This window comes from Microbacterium candidum (assembly GCF_030315975.1).
GTDB lineage: Bacteria > Actinomycetota > Actinomycetes > Actinomycetales > Microbacteriaceae > Microbacterium > Microbacterium candidum.
In genome coordinates this window covers 68890-87315 of record NZ_JASXSZ010000004.1, presented here as the reverse complement: position 1 = coordinate 87315, position 18426 = coordinate 68890, and the positions used below count along the sequence as shown (strand labels likewise).

The 18426-nt window shown below is 70.1% G+C and carries 18 protein-coding genes; 9 read left to right on the top strand and 9 right to left on the bottom strand.

The window, feature by feature from the left end; translation table 11 throughout:
• Nucleotides 1–278: 278 nt before the first annotated feature.
• The 4 genes from QSV35_RS12895 to QSV35_RS12880 are packed head-to-tail and all read right to left on the bottom strand — an operon-like array spanning nt 279 to nt 4156.
• The gene (locus QSV35_RS12895; RefSeq protein WP_286289187.1) at nt 279–1352 is read right to left on the bottom strand and encodes a winged helix DNA-binding domain-containing protein; all 1074 of its coding nucleotides are present in this window, start codon (nt 1350–1352) and stop codon (nt 279–281) included.
• A gap of 54 nt (nt 1353–1406) precedes the next feature.
• Nucleotides 1407–2135 (bottom strand): alpha/beta fold hydrolase, encoded by a 729-nt coding sequence (locus tag QSV35_RS12890; protein ID WP_286289186.1) that lies wholly within the window; start codon nt 2133–2135, stop codon nt 1407–1409.
• Nucleotides 2136–2157: 22 nt separating this feature from the next.
• Nucleotides 2158–3648 carry a sodium:solute symporter family protein gene (locus QSV35_RS12885; RefSeq protein WP_286289185.1) on the bottom strand — a complete coding sequence of 497 codons (1491 nt, stop codon included), beginning with the start codon at nt 3646–3648 and terminating at the stop codon, nt 2158–2160.
• A complete protein-coding gene (locus tag QSV35_RS12880; RefSeq protein WP_286289184.1) occupies nt 3566–4156 on the bottom strand; it encodes a TetR/AcrR family transcriptional regulator in 591 nt (196 codons plus the stop codon). Before QSV35_RS12880 ends, QSV35_RS12885 begins: the two co-directional genes overlap by 83 nt.
• 106 nt (nt 4157–4262) lie before the next feature.
• Between QSV35_RS12880 and QSV35_RS12875 the strand changes: the two genes are divergently transcribed.
• Entirely contained in the window at nt 4263–6335 is a 2073-nt protein-coding gene (locus tag QSV35_RS12875; protein WP_286289183.1) for a primary-amine oxidase, read from the top strand.
• Between the two features lie 31 nt (nt 6336–6366).
• On the opposite strand, the gene QSV35_RS12870 is transcribed toward QSV35_RS12875, so the two are convergent.
• Nucleotides 6367–6705, bottom strand: a complete 339-nt coding sequence (locus QSV35_RS12870) for a DUF202 domain-containing protein (protein WP_286289182.1) — start codon at nt 6703–6705, stop codon at nt 6367–6369.
• Nucleotides 6706–6708: 3 nt separating this feature from the next.
• A complete protein-coding gene (locus QSV35_RS12865) occupies nt 6709–7068 on the bottom strand; it encodes a YidH family protein (protein ID WP_286289181.1) in 360 nt (119 codons plus the stop codon).
• Between the two features lie 74 nt (nt 7069–7142).
• Here QSV35_RS12865 and QSV35_RS12860 point away from each other — a divergent pair, with 74 nt between their 5' ends.
• The 8 genes from QSV35_RS12860 to QSV35_RS12825 all read left to right on the top strand — a co-directional run bounded on the left by QSV35_RS12860 (nt 7143) and on the right by QSV35_RS12825 (nt 14817).
• Complete coding sequence (locus QSV35_RS12860; protein ID WP_286289180.1) at nt 7143–8090, top strand: AraC-like ligand-binding domain-containing protein; 948 nt, start codon at nt 7143–7145, stop codon at nt 8088–8090.
• A gap of 98 nt (nt 8091–8188) precedes the next feature.
• Nucleotides 8189–8980, top strand: a complete 792-nt coding sequence (locus QSV35_RS12855) for a MoaF C-terminal domain-containing protein (RefSeq protein ID WP_286289179.1) — start codon at nt 8189–8191, stop codon at nt 8978–8980.
• 22 nt (nt 8981–9002) lie between these two features.
• Complete coding sequence (locus QSV35_RS12850) at nt 9003–9395, top strand: nuclear transport factor 2 family protein (RefSeq protein WP_286289178.1); 393 nt, start codon at nt 9003–9005, stop codon at nt 9393–9395.
• A 151-nt stretch (nt 9396–9546) separates the two neighbouring features.
• Nucleotides 9547–10722, top strand: a complete 1176-nt coding sequence (locus tag QSV35_RS12845; protein ID WP_286289177.1) for an ABC transporter substrate-binding protein — start codon at nt 9547–9549, stop codon at nt 10720–10722.
• Nucleotides 10723–10823: 101 nt separating this feature from the next.
• Entirely contained in the window at nt 10824–11684 is an 861-nt protein-coding gene (locus QSV35_RS12840) for a branched-chain amino acid ABC transporter permease (protein WP_286289176.1), read from the top strand.
• Nucleotides 11671–13449, top strand: coding sequence for a branched-chain amino acid ABC transporter ATP-binding protein/permease (locus tag QSV35_RS12835; protein ID WP_286289175.1), 1779 nt, complete (start codon nt 11671–11673; stop codon nt 13447–13449). The genes QSV35_RS12840 and QSV35_RS12835 overlap by 14 nt, the downstream gene beginning before the upstream one ends.
• Complete coding sequence (locus tag QSV35_RS12830) at nt 13446–14144, top strand: ABC transporter ATP-binding protein (RefSeq protein WP_286289174.1); 699 nt, start codon at nt 13446–13448, stop codon at nt 14142–14144. The genes QSV35_RS12835 and QSV35_RS12830 overlap by 4 nt, the downstream gene beginning before the upstream one ends.
• A 22-nt stretch (nt 14145–14166) precedes the next feature.
• Nucleotides 14167–14817 (top strand): HAD-IA family hydrolase, encoded by a 651-nt coding sequence (locus QSV35_RS12825; protein WP_286289173.1) that lies wholly within the window; start codon nt 14167–14169, stop codon nt 14815–14817.
• Between the two features lie 26 nt (nt 14818–14843).
• Here the strand turns inward: QSV35_RS12825 and QSV35_RS12820 are convergent, their stop codons facing one another.
• From QSV35_RS12820 to QSV35_RS12810, 3 genes are read right to left on the bottom strand one after another with little or no spacing between them, the layout of a single operon-like run.
• Nucleotides 14844–16589 carry a glycoside hydrolase family 36 protein gene (locus tag QSV35_RS12820; protein ID WP_286289172.1) on the bottom strand — a complete coding sequence of 582 codons (1746 nt, stop codon included), beginning with the start codon at nt 16587–16589 and terminating at the stop codon, nt 14844–14846.
• 9 nt (nt 16590–16598) lie between these two features.
• Nucleotides 16599–17447 carry a carbohydrate ABC transporter permease gene (locus QSV35_RS12815; protein ID WP_286289171.1) on the bottom strand — a complete coding sequence of 283 codons (849 nt, stop codon included), beginning with the start codon at nt 17445–17447 and terminating at the stop codon, nt 16599–16601.
• The gene (locus QSV35_RS12810) at nt 17444–18385 is read right to left on the bottom strand and encodes a carbohydrate ABC transporter permease (protein WP_286289169.1); all 942 of its coding nucleotides are present in this window, start codon (nt 18383–18385) and stop codon (nt 17444–17446) included. The genes QSV35_RS12815 and QSV35_RS12810 overlap by 4 nt, the downstream gene beginning before the upstream one ends.
• Nucleotides 18386–18426 lie beyond the last annotated feature (41 nt).

The following is an 18426-nucleotide window of genomic DNA, read 5'->3' as shown; positions in this document are numbered from 1 at the left end:
CAAGGCCTCCCCGTGCCCTAGGAACCGCCGGATGTCCCGCGCCCAGCACGCGGATACGGAACGCAGGTCTACTCCCCCTGTGGAGCCGCCGTCAATACCCTTCGCCAAGATCTTCGACAAAGCTGAGCTCGGGAGCCACCGTGCGGAATCCGGGCACGCCTCGTCTTGAAATCGGGGAGTCGGTCCGCGCAAACCCGCAGAATCACGCGGAATTCCGGAGCCTCATGCCGCCTTCGGCATGCGCCGACGTCTCGCATTCCGGCGGGCGACCACAGCCGTCATCCCGCGACGAATGCCGAGTACCGGTCGAGCGCCGCCGCGATCTCGGCGTCGGTCGCCGCCCCCGGCGCGAGCAGTTCGGGCACGGGATCGTCGCGGTGCCGCCCGACCGCGAGCGAATGCGTCCATGCCCCCACGATCGCACCGCGCGCGACGAGGATCGGCCGCACCATCCCGTTCGAGCCGGGGCCGATGGGCGCGAGGAATTCGGGCGCGCAGGCTGTCGTGCGATCGGCGTAGGAGATGTAGTACTCCTCGAACGGCGGCAGGGCGAAGACCTCCGAGCCGCCCGATCGCCGGGGTCGGCTCGCCGAGACGTAGAGGTTCTCCTCGATCGGATCGAGACCGGATGACACGGCCGCCGCGCGGGCGATCGTGACGGGGAGCCCCGACCACCACGCGAAGTCTTCCGGGCCCGCAGGGCCGTGGCCGTCGATGTAGCGCCGGAACAGCTCGGCGAGCGGATCGGCGGGGGATGCCGAATCCGTCACCCAGTCCTCGACGAGGACGAACCGCTGTTCGCGCGCGGGGCCGGCTGCGCGCTCGACGACGGGCCCCTGGCAGATCACACCCCGCACGGCGAGGGAGTACAGGATGTGCACGCCGCGCTGATCGCGCGGATCGATGCGCGCCTGCTTCTCGAGCTCCGCGAACAGCTCCGGCCGGGTCGCCTGCCCGGAGTCCGCGAGCACGTCGCGCACCACCCGCTCGGCCCGCGACATCGTGTCGTCGTCGAGCCCGAGGGCACGGTGGCGGGATGCCGCCTGCTTCAGCTGCCGCTCCCCCGTGACCTCCAGCACCCAGCCGAGGTCGCGAGAGGGGATCGTGTGCAGCGTGCCGCGCATCGTCCACGCCCGCACGAGTGCGCCGGAGTCGAACGCGGCATCCACATCGCGCATCGTGGGCGCCGCGCCCCGGGCCGCGCGCGTGCGCACCGCGAGAGCCCATCGCCCGCCCCAGAACTCCTGGCTCTGGACCGCGAGGAGGTGGGCCGCCGCGTCGACGAGGGATGCGGCCGGGGCGGTCAGCCGATGCGAGCGCAGGCGCTCGGAGCGAAGGGTCTCGAGGTCCACTCCGCCATCCTGCCAGGCGCCTCCGACACGATCGCGAGCCGACGGCCGCCGCAGTCAGACACCGAAGAATGCGAACGCCGCGGCGCGGAACTCGGGAGTGTGGAGCGCGGTCAGGTGGTCGCCTGGAACGGTCTGGACCCGCGCATCCGGCAGCACGTCCGCGAGCTGTGCGAGCCCGCGCGCGAGCGGGTCGTCGACGCCGCCGAGGAGGAGCACAGGGACGGCTGGCGGATGGGCACGGGAGTCGAACGGTTCGGCAGCCATCCCCTCGACGACATTCAGCACAGCGGCAGGATCGAGCCCCGGCAGTCGCGACATCCGCACGATCGTCGCGGTCAGGGGGTCCGTCGGCTCGGGACCGCCCGCGATCGCCGCACGCGCTGCATCCAGATCCACGTGGATCAGCGGTTCGATCGTGCTGAGCCCGCCCAGCACCGCCCGGCGCACCGCGCACCGCCTGGTGCGGTGGGCGGCGAGATCCCACGCGAGGCGAGCGCCGAGCGAATAGCCGATGACGTCGGCCTCGCCTCCAGCCTGTTCTACGACCTCAGCGAGCAGGTCTATGACCTCCGCGGTGCCGACCGGGGCGTCCGGTCGCGGTGCCGCCCCGTGCGCGGGCAGGTCGACGACGTAGACGTCACGTCCAGCTGCGGCGAGCGGCTTCGCCCAGTCGGCGTCCGGCCAGTCGACGCGCCCGCGCGACGCGAGCCCGTGGATGAGGAGCACGGGCGGCCCTGACGCGGACGCCGATGCCGTCATGCGGCGGACGAAGAGAGAGGTCATGCGGTCATCGTCGCACCGCGACTCAGCCCAGGATCGCCGCCGCTCCGACCTTCTTGTCGTCGGCCGGCGCGTGACCCGGCCGGATCGCGGAGCCGCCGACGGTGATGACGACGTTGATCGCCAGGGCGACGAGGCCCACATTCATGCCGAAGACGACCGGCGTCGTCGTGATGACCGACCAGCTCACGATCGCGACGCCGACGAGCATGCCGACGAGCATCGCGGCCCGGTTCAGGCGCTTCCAGAAGAGACCGAGCACGATCGCGGGAAGGAACTGCGAGACCCCCGCCTGCCCGATCTGCAGGAGGTTGACGAGCAGCGTCGGCGATGTGAGGGCGAGCAGCAGCGAGACCGCCATCACGGCGAACACGAGCCACTTCGACAGCGACAGGACCGTCCGCTCCCCCGTCTGAGGCCGGAACGCCGCCTTGTACACGTTCTTCGACAGCTGCGTCGCGGACTGCAGGACGAGGAGGCTCACCGGCACCATCGCGGACAGCGCGCCCGCCGCTCCGACGAGACCGGCGACCCACGGCGGCAGAGCTGCGACCGAGAGGTTCAGCAGTGCGGCGTTGGTGTCGCTTCCCGTCAGCCCCGGCGTCACGAGGAGCGCGGTCATGCCGACGAGGACCGGCAGGAACAGCAGGATGTTGTAGAACGGCAGGAAGACCATGTTGCGCCGCACGGTCTCCGCCGACTTCGCCGAGAAGATCGCGGCCGTCGCGTGCGGGAACATGAAGAACGCAGCGCCCGAGACGAGCAGCGTCGACATCATCCACAGCGGCGTGTGCTGGATGGTGTGACCCTGCAGCGCGAACAGCCCCGGGTACTTCGCCAGGACCTTGTCGACCACGGTGATGTACGAGCCGAAGTAATGCAGCGGCAGATAGATGCCCACGATCCCGATGGCGAGGATCATCAGGATGTCCTTGAGGATCGCGACCATCGCCGTGGCGTTCATGCCGGCGAGCGAGACGAAGATCGCGACGACCGCGAAGGCCAGCAGCATGCTCACGTCGCGCGGCAGGGCGCCGCCCGACGTCACCTGGACGATCTGCCCGAAGCCCAGCAGCTGCACCTCGATGTACGGGATCATGAACGCGACGCCGACGATGCCGAAGAGCGCGCCGATCCACCGACTGCCGAACCGGTGCTGGAAGAAGTCCGCCTGCGTGACGAGGTTGTGGTCGCGGGCGTACGTCCAGAGCGTCGGCAGGTACAGGTAGCCGAAGGCGTACGCGATCGTGCCGTAGCCCGTGGTCCACAGGGCGACGTCGCCCAGGCTGTACGCCCCGCCCGAAGCGCCGAGGAACGTCGCCGTCGAGTACGTCTCGCCGGCGGCGACCTCTTTTCGACCGAAGGCACGCGGTCTTCCGCCGCGACCGCACCCCTCCTCGCGGCGCAGACTCAGCGGCTCGTGCGCGCGGAGGTCACATCCGCCAGGGCCCGAGCAGGTGATCGATGATCGCGCGCTGCCGGGCAGGCTGCGCGGCGGGCGAACCCTGCACCTCACGCAGCTGGAGCGCCTCGAACACCGCGAGAAGGGTGTCCGTGAGCGGCGCGATCGGGGTGTCGGCGACAAGCTCTCCGTCGTCGATCGCCTCGCGCAGATGTCCGGACACCTGGCGGCCCCACTCGGCCTCGACGGCTCGCGACTGCTCGCGGAAGCCCTCGTGCGCGGGCAGCAGCCCCCAGAAGCTCACGACGACGGTCGCCTCGTCCCGCGTCCGCGCATCGTGCGGAAGGATGTCGACGGCCATCGCATCGAGCGCGGCAAGCCCCCGCGCCCCGTCGGCCGCGGCCGCGATCCGCTCGTTCGTCTGACCGTAGACGCGCTGGAAGGCATCCCGCACGACGTCGCCGAATCCGTCGAAGTAATGCCAGAGCGCACCCGTGGAGATCCCCGCCTCCGCCGCCAGCGCGCGGCTCGTCGCCGCCGCAACCCCGGAACGGGAGACGATCCGCAGATACGCATCGACGATCTCCCTGCGGCGCTCATCGCGGTCGACGACTTTCGGCATCCTCCGATCATCCCCTTCCGCGCTCGAAGCCTGGACATCCCGCACGCTCCATCCTATTATTGAGCAATCGCTCAAACATGCGGCTCCGGCCGCCGAGGAGTCTGCAATGTCGCACCACGAGCACACCGCCACCCGCGAGCACAGCGAGCCCACCGCGCACACCGCGCACGCGCACACCGCGCACGCGCACAGCGCCCACGAGCACCCCGAGCACGCGCACCCGGACCCGACGACCGCAACACCGCATCCGCTCGACCCCCTGACCGGCGCAGAGATCGATGCGGCGCGCGCGATCCTCGTCGAGGCGGGCCTTATCACCGCGACGACGCGGGTGCCGATGCTGCTGCCCGACGAGCCCACGAAGGAGGAGCTCGCCGCCTGGCTCCCGGGAGCCCCCATCGACCGCCGCGTGGACGTCACACTCATGGACGTCGGGACGAACGCGGTCGTCGAGGCGATCGTGTCGGTCACGAAGAACGCGGTCGTCTCGCAGCGCGGGCACGACGCATCCGCCGCCCCCTACGGCCAGCCCCAGTACCTCTTCGAGGAATACGAGCGCGCCGAGGGCATCGTCAAGGCCTCCCCGGAATGGCGTGCCGCGATGACGCGCCGGGGCCTTGCGGACCGCATCGACCTCGCCTTCTGCACCCCGCTCGCGCCGGGGTTCGTGGGCCGCGCGAACGAGGTCGGGCGACGCGTCATCCGTTCGCTGACGTTCCTGCGCGACTCCGAGGACGACATCCCGTGGGCGCACCCCGTCGAGGGCCTCATCGTCCACATCGACCTCGTCACGAACGAGGTCATCGGCATCGAGGACGAAGGGGACACCCCGGTCCCCGCGGGCAGCGGCCGGTACGCCCCGGATGCCGTGGGCCCCGCGCGCACGAGCCTCAAGCCGATCGAGATCGTCCAGCCGGAGGGTCCGAGCTTCCACGTCGGCGGCTCGCTCGTCGACTGGGAGAACTGGTCGATGCGCGTCGGATTCAACGCGCGCGAGGGGCTCGTCCTCGGCGACGTGCGCTTCGACGGACGCCCGGTGCTCGCACGGGCGAGCGTGCCGGAGATGGTCGTCCCCTACGGCGACACGTCGCCCACCCGCTTCTGGATCAGCTATTTCGACGCCGGCGAGTACCTCCTCGGCAAGAACGCCAACCATCTCGAGCTCGGCTGCGACTGCCTCGGCGTCATCCGCTACTTCGACGGCTACGTCGCCGACGACCACGGGCACGCGGTCCAGATCCCGAACGTCGTGTGCATGCACGAGGAGGACTACGGCGTGCTGTGGAAGCACACCGAGCAGGGGCCGGTCGGCTCGCACGTGCGCCGGTCGCGGCGCCTCGTGGTCTCCTACTTCTCCACGATCGGCAACTACGACTACGGGTTCTACTGGTACTTCTACCTCGACGGGTCGATCCAGGTCGAGGCGAAGGCGACCGGCATCGTGTTCGTCGGAGCCGGGATGCCGGGGAGCTCGAACCCCCACGCCCCCGAGATCGCGCCGGGTGTGTTCGCACCGGTCCACCAGCACCTCTTCTGCGCCCGGCTCGACGTCGCGATCGACGGCGACGACAACCGGCTCGTCGAGATCGACGCCGCGCGCATCCCGATGGGGCCGGGCAACGAGTTCGGCAACGCGTTCACGTGGACCGAGACGCCGCTGCGCACCGAGAAGGAGGCGCAGCGCGAAGCGGATGCCTCGGTCGCCCGCGTGTGGGAGGTGCAGTCCGCATCCCGCACCAACTATGTCGGCAAGCCGACCGCGTACCACCTCCTCCCCCAGCCGACCGCGCTCCTCATGGCCGACCCGGCGTCGACGGTCGCGGCGCGTGCGGCGTTCGCCACGAAGCACCTGTGGGCGACCGCCTACGACCGCGAAGAGCGGTGGCCGTCAGGCCGCTACCCGAACGCCCACCAGGGCGGAGCGGGCCTTCCCGCCTACACGGCGGACGACCGGTCGATCGACGGCGGCGACCTCGTCCTGTGGCACACCTTCGGGCTCACCCACATCCCGCGCCCGGAGGACTGGCCGATCATGCCCGTCGACTACTCGGGGTTCTGGTTCAAGCCCTACGGGTTCCTCGACGTCAACCCCGCGATGGACGTCCCCGAGTCGAGCCAGGCGCACCGCCCGGCCGGCGCCGGCGGGTGCGCCGGATGCGGCGACGCCTGCACATGCTGATCCGCGCGCGGATGGCCACGCGGCAACGGGATCAGCGCGTGAGCGCGAGGTCAAGGACGAGCCCGACGGCCGCGAGCGCGAGCGCTCCGACCGAGAGGGCCATGAGCAGCGGCAGCCGTCCGCTCGAGACGAGCTCGGCGCGGTCGGACAGAGCCCGATGCGCGCGACGGTACCGCAGCGTGCAGAACACCCAGGCCACGAGCGCGAGCACGAGCCCGGCGACGCCGATCAGCATCGCCCACGGCCCGAGCAGCTCGCCGAGGTACCGGATGGCGGCGGCGTTGCCGACCGCGAGCGCAAGGCACGTCCGGCGCCAGGCGAGGAGCGTGCGCTCCAGCTGCAGACCGGGATCGAAGGGCGTGCCGGTCATGACTCAGACGAACATGCCGATGACGACCGCGACGATCGCAAGCGCGACGCCCGCGACCATCACGGCCCCGATCGCAAGCCCCGGCAGCGCCTGCGAGAGTCGCAGCGCGCGTTCGGTCCGGCTCCACGAGAGCCACGCGTACCCGGCGGCGACGAGCCCGAGCACGATGAACAGCAGGGCCGCGACGATCCGCATCGACGGATGGATGGGGGCGGCCAGCGCCTCGATCGCGACTCCGATCGCCACGAGCGCCAGCGACGTGCGGATCCACGCGAGGAACGTCCGCTCGTTGGCGAGGCTGAACCGCGGGTCGGGCTCGTCCCCGACGCCGTAGACGGACCGGGGGAACCGCGACTCGGGCATGACGCAGAGTCTATCGGCCCCGCCCGACAAATCGTATATGATCAACCGAAACCCGGAAGAACGAGGTGGTTCTTGTGTCGGCTTTCTCCAGCGACGTGCTCTCCACGACGATCGCGCGCAACATCAGCGAGTTCCGTGCGGCGGTCAACGACTCCTTCGTGCCGCTGCAGGTCACGAGCGAGCATCCCGACCGCTTCCGCGGCATGATCCGCGGGGCGGGCATCGATGAGGTGCACGTGTCCGACCTGCGTGCGACCGACCACGTCGTCGAGCGCACCCCCGAGCTCATCGCGCGCGGCGACAGGCCCTACTTCAAGGTGAGCCTCATGCTCGCCGGGCGCGGCCTCCTGATCCAGGACGGCCGCGAGGCGGTGCTGACCCCCGGCGACCTCGCCGTGTACGACACGAGCCGTCCGTACTCCCTCGTCTTCGAGGAGGACTTCCGCACGATGGTCGTGATGTTCCCGCGTCACCTCATCACGCTGCCGTCGGACATGGTCGGCCAGCTCACCGCGGTGCGCATCTCCGGGTCCGAGGGCCTCGGGCAGGTCGTGACGCCCTATCTCACGCAGCTCGCGACCAACCTCGACCAGCTCGCCGGATCGACCGGCGCCCGGCTGGCGCACAGCGCCCTCGACCTCGTGACGACGGTCTTCACGCGCGAGCTCGGCCTCGACGGCGCGACGGCGGATCCGCACCGGGCGCTCATGCAGCGCATCCGCGGATACATCGACCGCAACCTCGCCTCGACGGATCTGGGACCGGCATCCATCGCCGCCGCGCACTACATCTCCACGCGCCACCTGCACGGGCTCTTCCAGGAGCAGGGCACGACGGTCTCGACATGGATCCGCACGCGCCGCCTCGAACAGTGCCGCCGCGACCTCATCGACCCGGTGCTCGCGGATCGCCCCGTGGCCGCGATCGCGGCGCGGTGGGGCTTCGTGGATGCCGCGCACTTCAGCCGCGCGTTCAAGTCGGCGTTCGGCGTCTCGCCGAGCGAGTTCCGCAGCACCCACTGACGCCGGCTCCTTGCCCGCACCCGCACGCGGCTTGACTCGACGCGCGGGAACCCCGCAGAACGCTTGAACGGCCTGTCGCGCATGCGAAGCATGGCGGCATGACAGACCTCACCGATCCCGCGCTCGACGAGTGGCGCACGTATGACGAGTTCGCCGCCGGCATCGACACCTACCGCCTGCCGAACACCGATCTGACCGGCACGCGCCTGCTCCTCACGCTCGACGACGGCACCGCGCTCGCCCTCGAGTTCGCCGCCGACGCCGTGACGTGGTCGTCGCACGGCGGGTACGAGGCATCCGGGGTCGACCCGTACGACGCGGTGGCGGTGCGCGACGACGTCGTCTTCGTCAACCTGCCGCTCGCCTCTCGCGAGCGCGAAGCGCTCACGGTCGTCTTCTCGCGCACGACGCACCGCGCTCTCGTGACGCTGTCGCGCATCTCCGACGAGGACGTCGAGGGCACGCCGCGCGTCACGCAGCGCTTCTGGGCGGGCGTGACGGATGCGGGTGAGCCGACCGGCGAGATTCCGGCGCCGAGCCGCGACCTCATCGGCAAGCGCAACGTCTACCGGTACAGCCCGTTCCACCTGTACGAGCACATCTACGTGTCGTCGCAGCGGTACGCGTGGCAGTGCCTGGAAGGCGTGCAGCGTGGCCACGGCGACATGGACCTGTCGACGGTGTGGAAGTTCGCCGACGGCCTGTACCTCTTCTGCTTCCGCGAATTCCGCATCGCGGTGGCGAGCGTGTGGCTGCACGACCTCGGACACCAGCGGACCACAGGGATCTTCCTCGGTCTCAACGGCGCCGGCGAGTCGGAGCACTCGCGCGCCGGCGGCCACATCTACCCGCTCGGCGCGGTCTCCTACCCCGACGCCCAGCCCGTCTGACCCCCTCGACAGGAACAGAGTGATGAGCAACGCAGACATCATCCGCGCGCACTACGCCGCCTCGGACCGCGGCGACCTCGCCGGCATGGTCGCCGACTTCGCCGACGACGTGTCCTGGACGGAGGCCGCGGGCTTCCCGCTCGCAGGCACGTACACCGGTCCGCAGGGCGTGATCGACAACGTCTTCAGGAAGCTCGGCGAGGACTGGGACGGCTACACCGTCGCGATCGACGACGTGGTCGACGGCGGCGACACGGTCGTCGGCATCGGCACGTACTCCGGCACCCACCGCGCCACGGGCAGGTTCTTCGCCGCCCGCGTCGCACACGTGTGGCGCCTCGCGGGCGCGAAGGTCGTCGCGTTCGAGCAGTTCACCGACACGCTGCTCGTCGCGCGCGCCGCCGAGAGGTTCTGAACACCTGCGGAGAGCGCGGACGCGCAAGGCCGTGCTCTCCGCGACAACAGCCGTGCTCGCACGGCACATCCACCGGATCGCTGCGCTTCTAGCGTCATGGACAGGAGCCACGACGCAGTGGTCGTGGCGCGACCCAAGAGGCAGGGAAGCGATGAAGAAGAAGCTTTACGCGGCGGCCGCGATCGTGGCCGCCGGGGCACTCGCGCTGTCCGGCTGCGCCGGCAGCGACAGCAGCGGCGGCAGCAGCACGTCCCCCATCGTCGTCGGCTCGGTCAACACGATCAGCGGTCCCGCGACGTTCCCGGAGGCGTCGCAGGCGGCCAAGGCCGTGTTCGACGACTTCAACGCGAAGGGCGGGCTCAACGGCCACAAGATCGACTACAAGGCGCTCGACGACAAGGGCGACCCGGCGGCGGCGACCGCCGCGGCCCGCGAGATCGTCGGCAGCGACGAGGCCGTCGCGATGGTCGGCTCCGCGAGCCTCATCGAGTGCGACCTGAACGCGAAGTACTACAAGCAGGAGGGCATCCTCTCGATCCCGGGCGTCGGCGTCGACACCGGCTGCTTCCACAACACCGACACGATCTCGCCCGCGAACGTCGGCCCGTACAACGACATGACGCTGACCCTGCTCTACGGCTCCGAGGTCCTGAAGCTGAACGACATCTGCGTCCTCCTCGAGATCGCCGGCTCCACGCGCCCGACGTATCAGGCCGCGATCGACAGCTGGACGAAGATCACCGGCAAGAAGCCGCTGTACGTCGACGACACCGTGCCGTACGGCGCCTCCGACTACACGCCGTACATCGTGAAGGCGAAGCAGGCCGGCTGCAAGGCGCTCGCCATCAACCCCGTCGAGCCGGACGCGATCGGACAGGTCAAGGCCGCCAACGCGCAGGGCTGGAACGACGTGACGTGGCTGTACCTCACGAGCGTCTACAGCGAGAACTTCGCCAAGGCGATCGACAACGCGTCCGCCGGCATCTACGTGCCCGCCGAGTTCTACCCGTTCACGGAGGAGAACGACGCGACGAAGGACTGGCGCGCACTCATGGCGAAGAACAACATCCCGCTGACCGCGTTCAGCCAGGGCGGCTACCTCGCAGCGACCTACTTCATCGAGGCGCTGAAGTCGATCAAGGGCGACATCACGCGCGAGTCGGTGAGCAAGGCGATCAAGGCGATGTCCCCGATCAAGAACCCGATGGTGGGCGACCCGTACACCTTCGGCACCGTCCCGACCGCGGGCTGGCCGATCGCGCTGAAGACCGGCACCCACGCGTGGGAGAAGGTCGCGGACGACTGGTACCGCATCCCGAAGAACTGACGATCCCTGCTCGTTGAGCGAGCGCAGCGAGACGAAACGACCTCACCGCGTTTCGACTCGCTTCGCTCGCTCAACGACCCGCATGGCAGAAAAGAGACACGATGTTCGAAGGCGCCCTTGCCGGGCTCGCCGCCGGCGGCCTGTACGCCGTGCTCGGCGTGTGCCTGACCCTCATGGCCCGGCTCGTCCGGGTCGTCAACTTCGCGCAGGCGGCCACCGGCATGTTCGGCGGCTTCTGCGCGGTGTGGCTCGTCACGAAGGCCGGGATGCCGGTCTGGGCGGGCTCGCTCATCGGCGTGCTGATCGGCGGTCTGCTCGCGGCCGCCATCGGCTGGATCGCCGCCACCTGGCTGTCCGAGGCATCCACCACCACGCGTTCCGCGATGACCGTCGGACCGCTCCTCCTGCTCATCTCGCTGTCCTTCATCCTGTTCGGCAACAAGCCGCAGCCGTTCACGCCGATCATCGCCGGGCCCGCGTTCACCGTGGGCAGCGTCGTCATCAGCCAAGTGACCCTCTGGACGGTCGGGATGGCGATCGTCGTCGCCGTCGCCGCCCGTCTCCTGCTCGTGAAGACGCGCATCGGCACACGGCTGCGCGCCCTGTCGGAGCGGCCGACGACCGCCGAGCTCCTCGGCATCCGCTCGCGTCCGCTGTCGATCGCCGTGTGGTTCGTCACCGGCATCATCAGCGCGATCGTCATCATCATCGTGGCGCCGTCGCAGTCGAACGACGCGACGAGCCTGTCGATGCTCATCGTCCCCGCCGCGGCGGCCGCGCTCCTCGGCGGCTTCCGCCGCCTCGACCTCGCCGTCGTCGGCGGACTCGTCCTGGGGATGCTGTCCGGCCTCGTCGCGCAGATCGACCAGGTCGCGCTCATCCGCAACTTCCTCCCGTTCCTGTTCATCGTGGTCCTGCTCCTGTGGACCCAGCGCAAGGAGGTGTGGGATGCGGCTCGCTGACCAGCCCTGGTTCCGCGTCACGTGGCCGATCGCGGTCGCCGTCGTCGGGATCGTCGTCGGCTACGCCTTCAGCGTCGGCCTGTCCGGCTACTTCGTGTTCCTCGCGGTGTCGGCCGTCACCGCCGCGATCGCGATCCTCGGCCTCGGCGTCGTCACCGGGTCGGCCGGCATGATCGCCCTCTGCCAGCTGACGTTCGCCGCGATCGGCGCGTGGATCGTCGCGGGGCTCAACTACATCCACGCCCCCGGCGGCTTCATCACGTGGCTCGTCGCCGGCGGCATCGGCGCCGGGATCGTCGGCATCCTCGTCGGGCTCCCGGCCCTGCGCCTGCGCGGTGTCAACCTCGCGGTCGTGACCCTCGGGTTCGCGGCGGCCGCCGACGTGACGCTCGTGCAGATCCAGTTCCCCGGGTCGGCGACCGGGGTCTCGATCGACCGCCCCGACATGTTCTCGAGCGACCGGTCCTACTTCTTCTTCAGCATCATCGTGCTGGCGATCTGCGGACTCGTCGTGTTCTTCCTGCAGCGCGGGCGCTGGGGGTCGAGCTGGCGGGCCGTCGCGTTCTCCGAGCGCGGCACCGCATCCGCGGGGCAGAGCGTGCAGTCGGCGAAGCTGACGGCGTTCGCCGTGAGCGCGGCGCTCGGCGGCATTTCGGGCGGACTCATCGCCGGTCAGGTGCAGCAGCCGTTCGCGTCGAGCTTCACGCCGCTGCAGTCGCTCGCGCTGTACGTCCTCGCGATCATGTCCGGCGCGTACCTCATCGACATGGCGATCTTCGGCGGCATCCTGTGGGTGCTCGTCCCCGAGCTCCTGAAGCGCTGGGGCATCCCGCAGGACTGGGGCTTCGTCATCTTCGGCGTCCTCGGCGTGCAGGCGCTGACGAGCGGGACGAACCTCGGCCAGGGCATCCGGAACCTCTTCTACAAGCGCGCCGACAAGCGCCTGGCGGCGCAGCGCGCCGCCGAGCGGGAGGATGCGTCGCGCGTTGAGGCCGACGAGGCCGGCATCTCCACGGCGACGATCGCGACGATCGATGCGGCGAAGGATGCGAACGCCCCGGCGCTCGTCGTCGAGGGGCTGACCGTCGAGTTCGGTGCTCTGAAGGCGCTCGACGACGTGTCGCTCTCGGTCCCGGCGGGCACGATCATGGGGCTCATCGGCCCGAACGGCGCCGGCAAGTCGACCTTCGTCGACGCGATCAGCGGGTTCCTGCCGAAGCACGGCGGCCGTGTGTCGCTCGGCGGCCAGGATCTCGCCGGGCTCTCGCCGACGCGCCGCGCGCGGCTGGGCCTGCGGCGCACGTACCAGCAGGACCGGGTGCCGCCGTCGCTGACGGTCGGCGCGTATGTGCGATTCGTCGCGCGACGCCGCATCGACCGCGAGGAGCTCGCGCACACCCTCGAGTACTTCGGCTGCCCGCCGGCATCCGCGCGCCTGTCCGGCGTGGATCTCGGAACCCGCCGCCTCGTCGAGGTCGCCGCGAACGTTCTCGCGAAGCCGCGGGTGCTGATCCTCGACGAGCCCGCCGCGGGCCTCTCGCACGAGGAGCACCTCGCCCTCGCGATCCGGCTGCGGGAGCTTCCGGACCGCTTCGGCATCACGCTCGTCATCATCGAGCACGATCTGGATCTCGTGCGCTCGGTCTGCCCGCGCCTCACGGTGCTCGACTTCGGGCGCGTCCTCGCGTCCGGCCCTCAGATCGACGTGCTCGACGATCCCGCTGTCATCAAGGCCTACATGGGCGAGACGGAGCTGCTGTCATGACCACCGAAACGCTGGAACTGGATGCGGTGACCGTCAGCCGGGGCGCCGGCCCCGTCATCTCGGACGTGTCGCTCACGGTGCGCGCGGGGGAGGTCCTCGCCCTTGTCGGCCCGAACGGGGCGGGCAAGACGAGCCTCATCGAATCGATCTCCGGCGTCACGCCGCACTCGGGCGGGACGATCCGCCTCGGCGGCGAGCCGATCGACAAGCTGTCGCGCGTCGCGCGCGCCCGCCGCGGGATCGTGCACATCGAGCAGGGACGCGCGGTGTTCCCCTCGCTGACGGTCCGGGAGAACCTGTCCCTGACGGCATCCTCCCCCGCCGATCTCGATGACGCGCTCGCACGCTTCCCCGAGCTCGAGAAGCGCATCGACTCCCCCGCGGCGCTCCTGTCCGGCGGCGAGCAGCAGATGGTCGTGCTGGCGCGCGCGTTCGCGGCGAAGCCGCGGTTCCTCCTCATCGACGAGATGTCGCTCGGGCTCGCGCCGGTCGTGTTCACGCGGCTCTTCCCGATCGTCGGGACCCTCGCCGACTCCGGCGTCGGGGTGCTCCTCGTCGAGCAGTTCACCGGCCTCGCGCTCGGCCTCGCGAAGGAGGCGATCGTGGTCGCGAGCGGCCGCGTGACGTTCCAGGGGGATGCCGACCGCCTCCGCGAGGAGCCGCAGCTCCTGCATCGCGCGTACCTGGGTGGGTGAGTCGGGCTGACAGGATGGGGGGATGCCCCAGATCCTCTCCGCCCGCGCCGTCCTCCTCGACATGGACGGCACGCTCGTCGACTCCACCGCCGTCGTGGAGCGGCTGTGGCTCGAATGGGCCGCGGGGCACAGCCTCGACGCCGAGACCGTGCTCGGCGTCATCCACGGTCGCCAGGGGCACGAGAGCATGGCGATCCTGCTCCCTGAGCGCGATGCCGCGATCAACGCCGCCGAGAACGCGGAGCTGCTGAAGGCGGAGACCGCGCAGACCGACGGCGTCGTCGCGGTCGCCGGCTCCGCCGAGCTGCTCGCGGCCCTCGACGGCGTGCCGCACGCGCTCGTGACGTCGGCCGACGTCGCTCTCGCGACGGCGCGGATGGGAGCGGCGGGCCTCGGCGTCCCCGTCGTGAAGGTCACGGCCGAGGACGTCGAGCGCAGCAAGCCGCACCCCGAAGGGTTCCTGCGGGCGGCCGAGCTCCTCGGCGTCGCACCCGCCGACTGCATCGTCTTCGAGGACTCCGAGACGGGCATCGCCGCGGGCATCGCCGCAGGCATGACCGTGATCGGCGTCGGAGAGCGCGCCGAGGGTCAGGGCGCTGCCGCCGTCATCCCCGACCTCACCGCGGTGACCGTGCGCGCGCTGCGCCACGGCGTGGAGCTCGACCTGGCCTGACCGGCTGTCTCGCGACAGCCTGCGACTCAGCCCGCGAGGTCGAGGTGCACGACACCCCACGCGGGGACGTCGAGGAAGCCGCGCCCGGACAGCACGACAGGCGTGGGCTCCGTCCCGGGAGCGCGCAGGATGCCGCGCACCGGATCACCCGCGAGGGCGTAGGGCAGAGACGTCGAGGCGGTGGCGTTGACGATCGACAGCGTCGCGACGCCGTCGAGCGCGAGCTCGAGCACGCGCGGCTGGTAGGCCGCGACGACGAGCGCGTCCTCGCGGCGGCAGCCGACGATCGGGTAGCCCTCCGCGGGCAGGGCGGCGAAGAGCTCGCCGCCCAGGAGCGTGTCGCGCAGCCCCTCCCACTCGGCGATCAGCTCGGCGACCACGCGCGCGTGGCTCGCCGGCAGGGAGCCGAGCGGCATCGACAGCTGCGGCACGCCGAAGAAGGCGTTCAGCACCTGGCGCGCCGGCGCATCCGGGCCGGCCGTGGGGTCCCACATGAGCGGGTCGGAGTGCACGATCTGCCTCTCGGCGAACAGGCGCAGGTCCACGATCGAGCGACGGTTCTGGTCGGCGTCGGCCGGGCAGTCGTCGGCGCGGATGACGTCGGCGAACGGTGCGACGGCCGGTGAGACGTACGGCTGGCGGAACTCGATGAGCGTGCCCGGGCGCACCGCATCCACCTCGTCGGCCACTTCGCGCAGCAGCGCGACCATCGCGCGGCCGACATCGTCGATGTCGCCGTCCGACGGCGTGCCGGCGTAGACCATCGCGTTGTTCAGGAAGTCGATCTTCAGGCCGTCGAGATCGTAGTCGCGGACGAGCCGCGCGCACGTGGCGGCGACGTGGGCGCGTACCTCGCGGCGGCGGGGATCGAGCACGTCGGCGCGGAGTCCCGGCGAGTGCAGCGGGGCGAAACGGCGGAGATCCTCGTATGCGGCGCTCTGCACGCCGAGCAGCAGAGGGGCGATCCACAGCACGACGTCCATGTCCAGCGCATGCAGGCCGTCGACCGTGCCGCGCAGGTCGGGGAACTTCGCGGTGTCGGGGATCCAGTCGCCGCATCCCGCATACCAACGCCCGTCGCCGAACGCCTGCCAGCCGTCGTCGATGAAGACGGACCGGCAGCCGAGCTCGCGCGCCATCCGCGCCTCGTCCTCGACGATCCGGGCGCTCACCGCCTGCGAGTAGGCGTACCAGGTCGAGTACACCGGGCGGGTCGCCGTCCGCGAGATCGGCCGGTGGCCCGCGCCCCCGTGGAGGAAGTCGGACAGCAGACGGATCGCCTCCTCGTATGGTGGGCGACTGGTGACGACGGCGAGGTCGATCGCCCCGCGGCGCCGGGCGAGCTCGGCAGACACGCCGAGGCGCACGACGAACGACTTGCTCTCCTCGGACGCGCCGAACTGCAGTACGCCCTCGTCGACGACGCAGTCGAAGCCGAACGCGAGGGAGCTCGTCCCGTCGATGTCCGTCAGCACCCCGACCGGTGCCGACTTCACGGCGCTGAAGCTCTCGTGCCCGCGCCAGTCGGCGGGAAGGGCGGGTGCCAGCGTGAATTCGGGGTTCCAGAACCCGGACGCGTTGCCGAGGGGCGTCTGCAGGACGATCTGCCCGGCGCCCTCTGTGACGATGCGGACGACATCCAGCGCGCCGCGGCGCTCGATGCGCTCGATGCGACACCCGCCGGACACGGCGATGTCGACATCGAGGTCATTGGAGACGCCGTCGAGCCGCGTCCATTCGAGGGACTCGACATCGTGATCTTCGAGAAGCACGGAACCGCCTTACTGCTTGACTGCGCCGGCGAGGACGCCGGCGACGAACTGACGCTGGAGGAAGAGGAACAGGATGAGGATCGGCACCATCGACAGGAACGTTCCCGTCAGCAGCTGCCCGTAGTCGGTGTGGCCGCCGCTGCCCTGCAGGGTGGCGAGCTGGACCGGCAGCGTGTACGCCTCCGGGGTGCGCAGCACCACGAGGGGGTATACGAACGCGTTCCACTGTGCGAGGAAGAGGAAGATCGCGAGGGCTGCGAGCGCCGGGCGCACCGTCGGCACGACGATCCGCGCGAAGAGCCGGAACTCCCCCGCACCGTCCACCCGGGCTGCCTGGATGAGCTCGTCGGGCAGCGACTCCATGGTCTGGCGCATGAGGAAGATGCCGAACGGCAGTGCGAGGGTCGGCAGGATGATCGCCTGGTAGGTGTCGAGCCATCCGAGCCACACCATGAGCTGGAAGAGCGGGATGAGCGTCACCTGCGACGGCAGCGCGAGGGTCACGAGCAGGGTGGCGAACATCACGTTCTTGCCGCGGAACTCGAACTTCGCGAAGGCGTACCCGGCGGCCGTGCAGATGATGAGTCCGCCGATCGTGTAGATCGTCGCGATGAACGTCGAGTTGAGCATCGCCCGCCCGAAGGTCGTGCCGTCCAGCAGCGCGGAGAGGTTGCTCATGAACGCGCCGCCCGGCAGGAAGTGCGGGGGCGAGGAGAACATGTCCGAGCCCGAGTAGGTCGAGGCGATGATGAGCCAGTAGAACGGCAGGATCATCACCACCGCCCCGGCCGCGATCGCGGTCGTCAGCACGAGGGATTTGGTCTTGCGTGCACGCACGGCGCCGATCGCCACGGTCATGCCTTCTTCTCCCGGAAGAGTCGGAGCTGGACGAGCGAGATCACGCCGATGATCAGCACGAGCGCGTAGCCGATCGCGGAGGCGTACCCGAAGTCGATGTACTGGAAGCCCTGCTGGTACAGGTACAGGCCGATCGTCAGCGTCGCGTTGTCCGGACCGCCGTTCGTCAGCACGTACGGCTCGTCGAACAGCTGCAGCGTCCCGATCGTCGACAGGATGACGGTGAGCACGAGCGCCGGGCGCAGCCCCGGCATCGTGATGTGCCAGAACCGCTTCACGCCGCCGGCGCCGTCGACGGACGCCGCTTCGTACAGCTCCGTCGGGATCGACTGGAGCTGCGCGAGGTAGATGATGGCGCTCTGGCCGGTGTAGTGCCATGTCAGGGCGATGACGATGACGACCTTCGCCCACATCGGGTCGCTGAGCCACGGGATGGCGGGGATCCCCACCATGTGCAGCACCTCGTTGACGAACCCGCCCTGCGACTGGAACAGCGCGTGGAAGAGGATGCCGTAGGCCACGAGGCCCATGACGATCGGGACGAAGTAGATCATCCGCCACACCGCGCGCGCCTTCAAGAGCGCCGAGTTGAACGCGACCGCGAGGATGATCGCCAGCGCGAGCATGATCGGCACCTGGACGATCAGGATGATGAACGTGTTCGACAGCGCCGTCCAGAACAGCGGGTCCTGGAGCAGCCGCGTGTAGTTGGCGAGGCCGGCGAAGGTGTTCTCGCCGTCGATGCTCTTCGTCAGGCTCAGCCAGAGGGCGCTGATGTACGGGTAGCACGTGAAGACGAAGAACAGCAGGATCGTCGGGAGCAGGAAGACGTACGGCGTATAGCGCGGGTAGCCGAGGGCCGGGCGGCGCTTGCGGCGCGGAGCTCGGGGCACGGCCGGCGGCTCGACGACGGCGCTGGGCTTGGCTGTGATGGTCACGATCTGGGGCGCGCACCCCGGCGGATTCCGCCGGGGCGCGC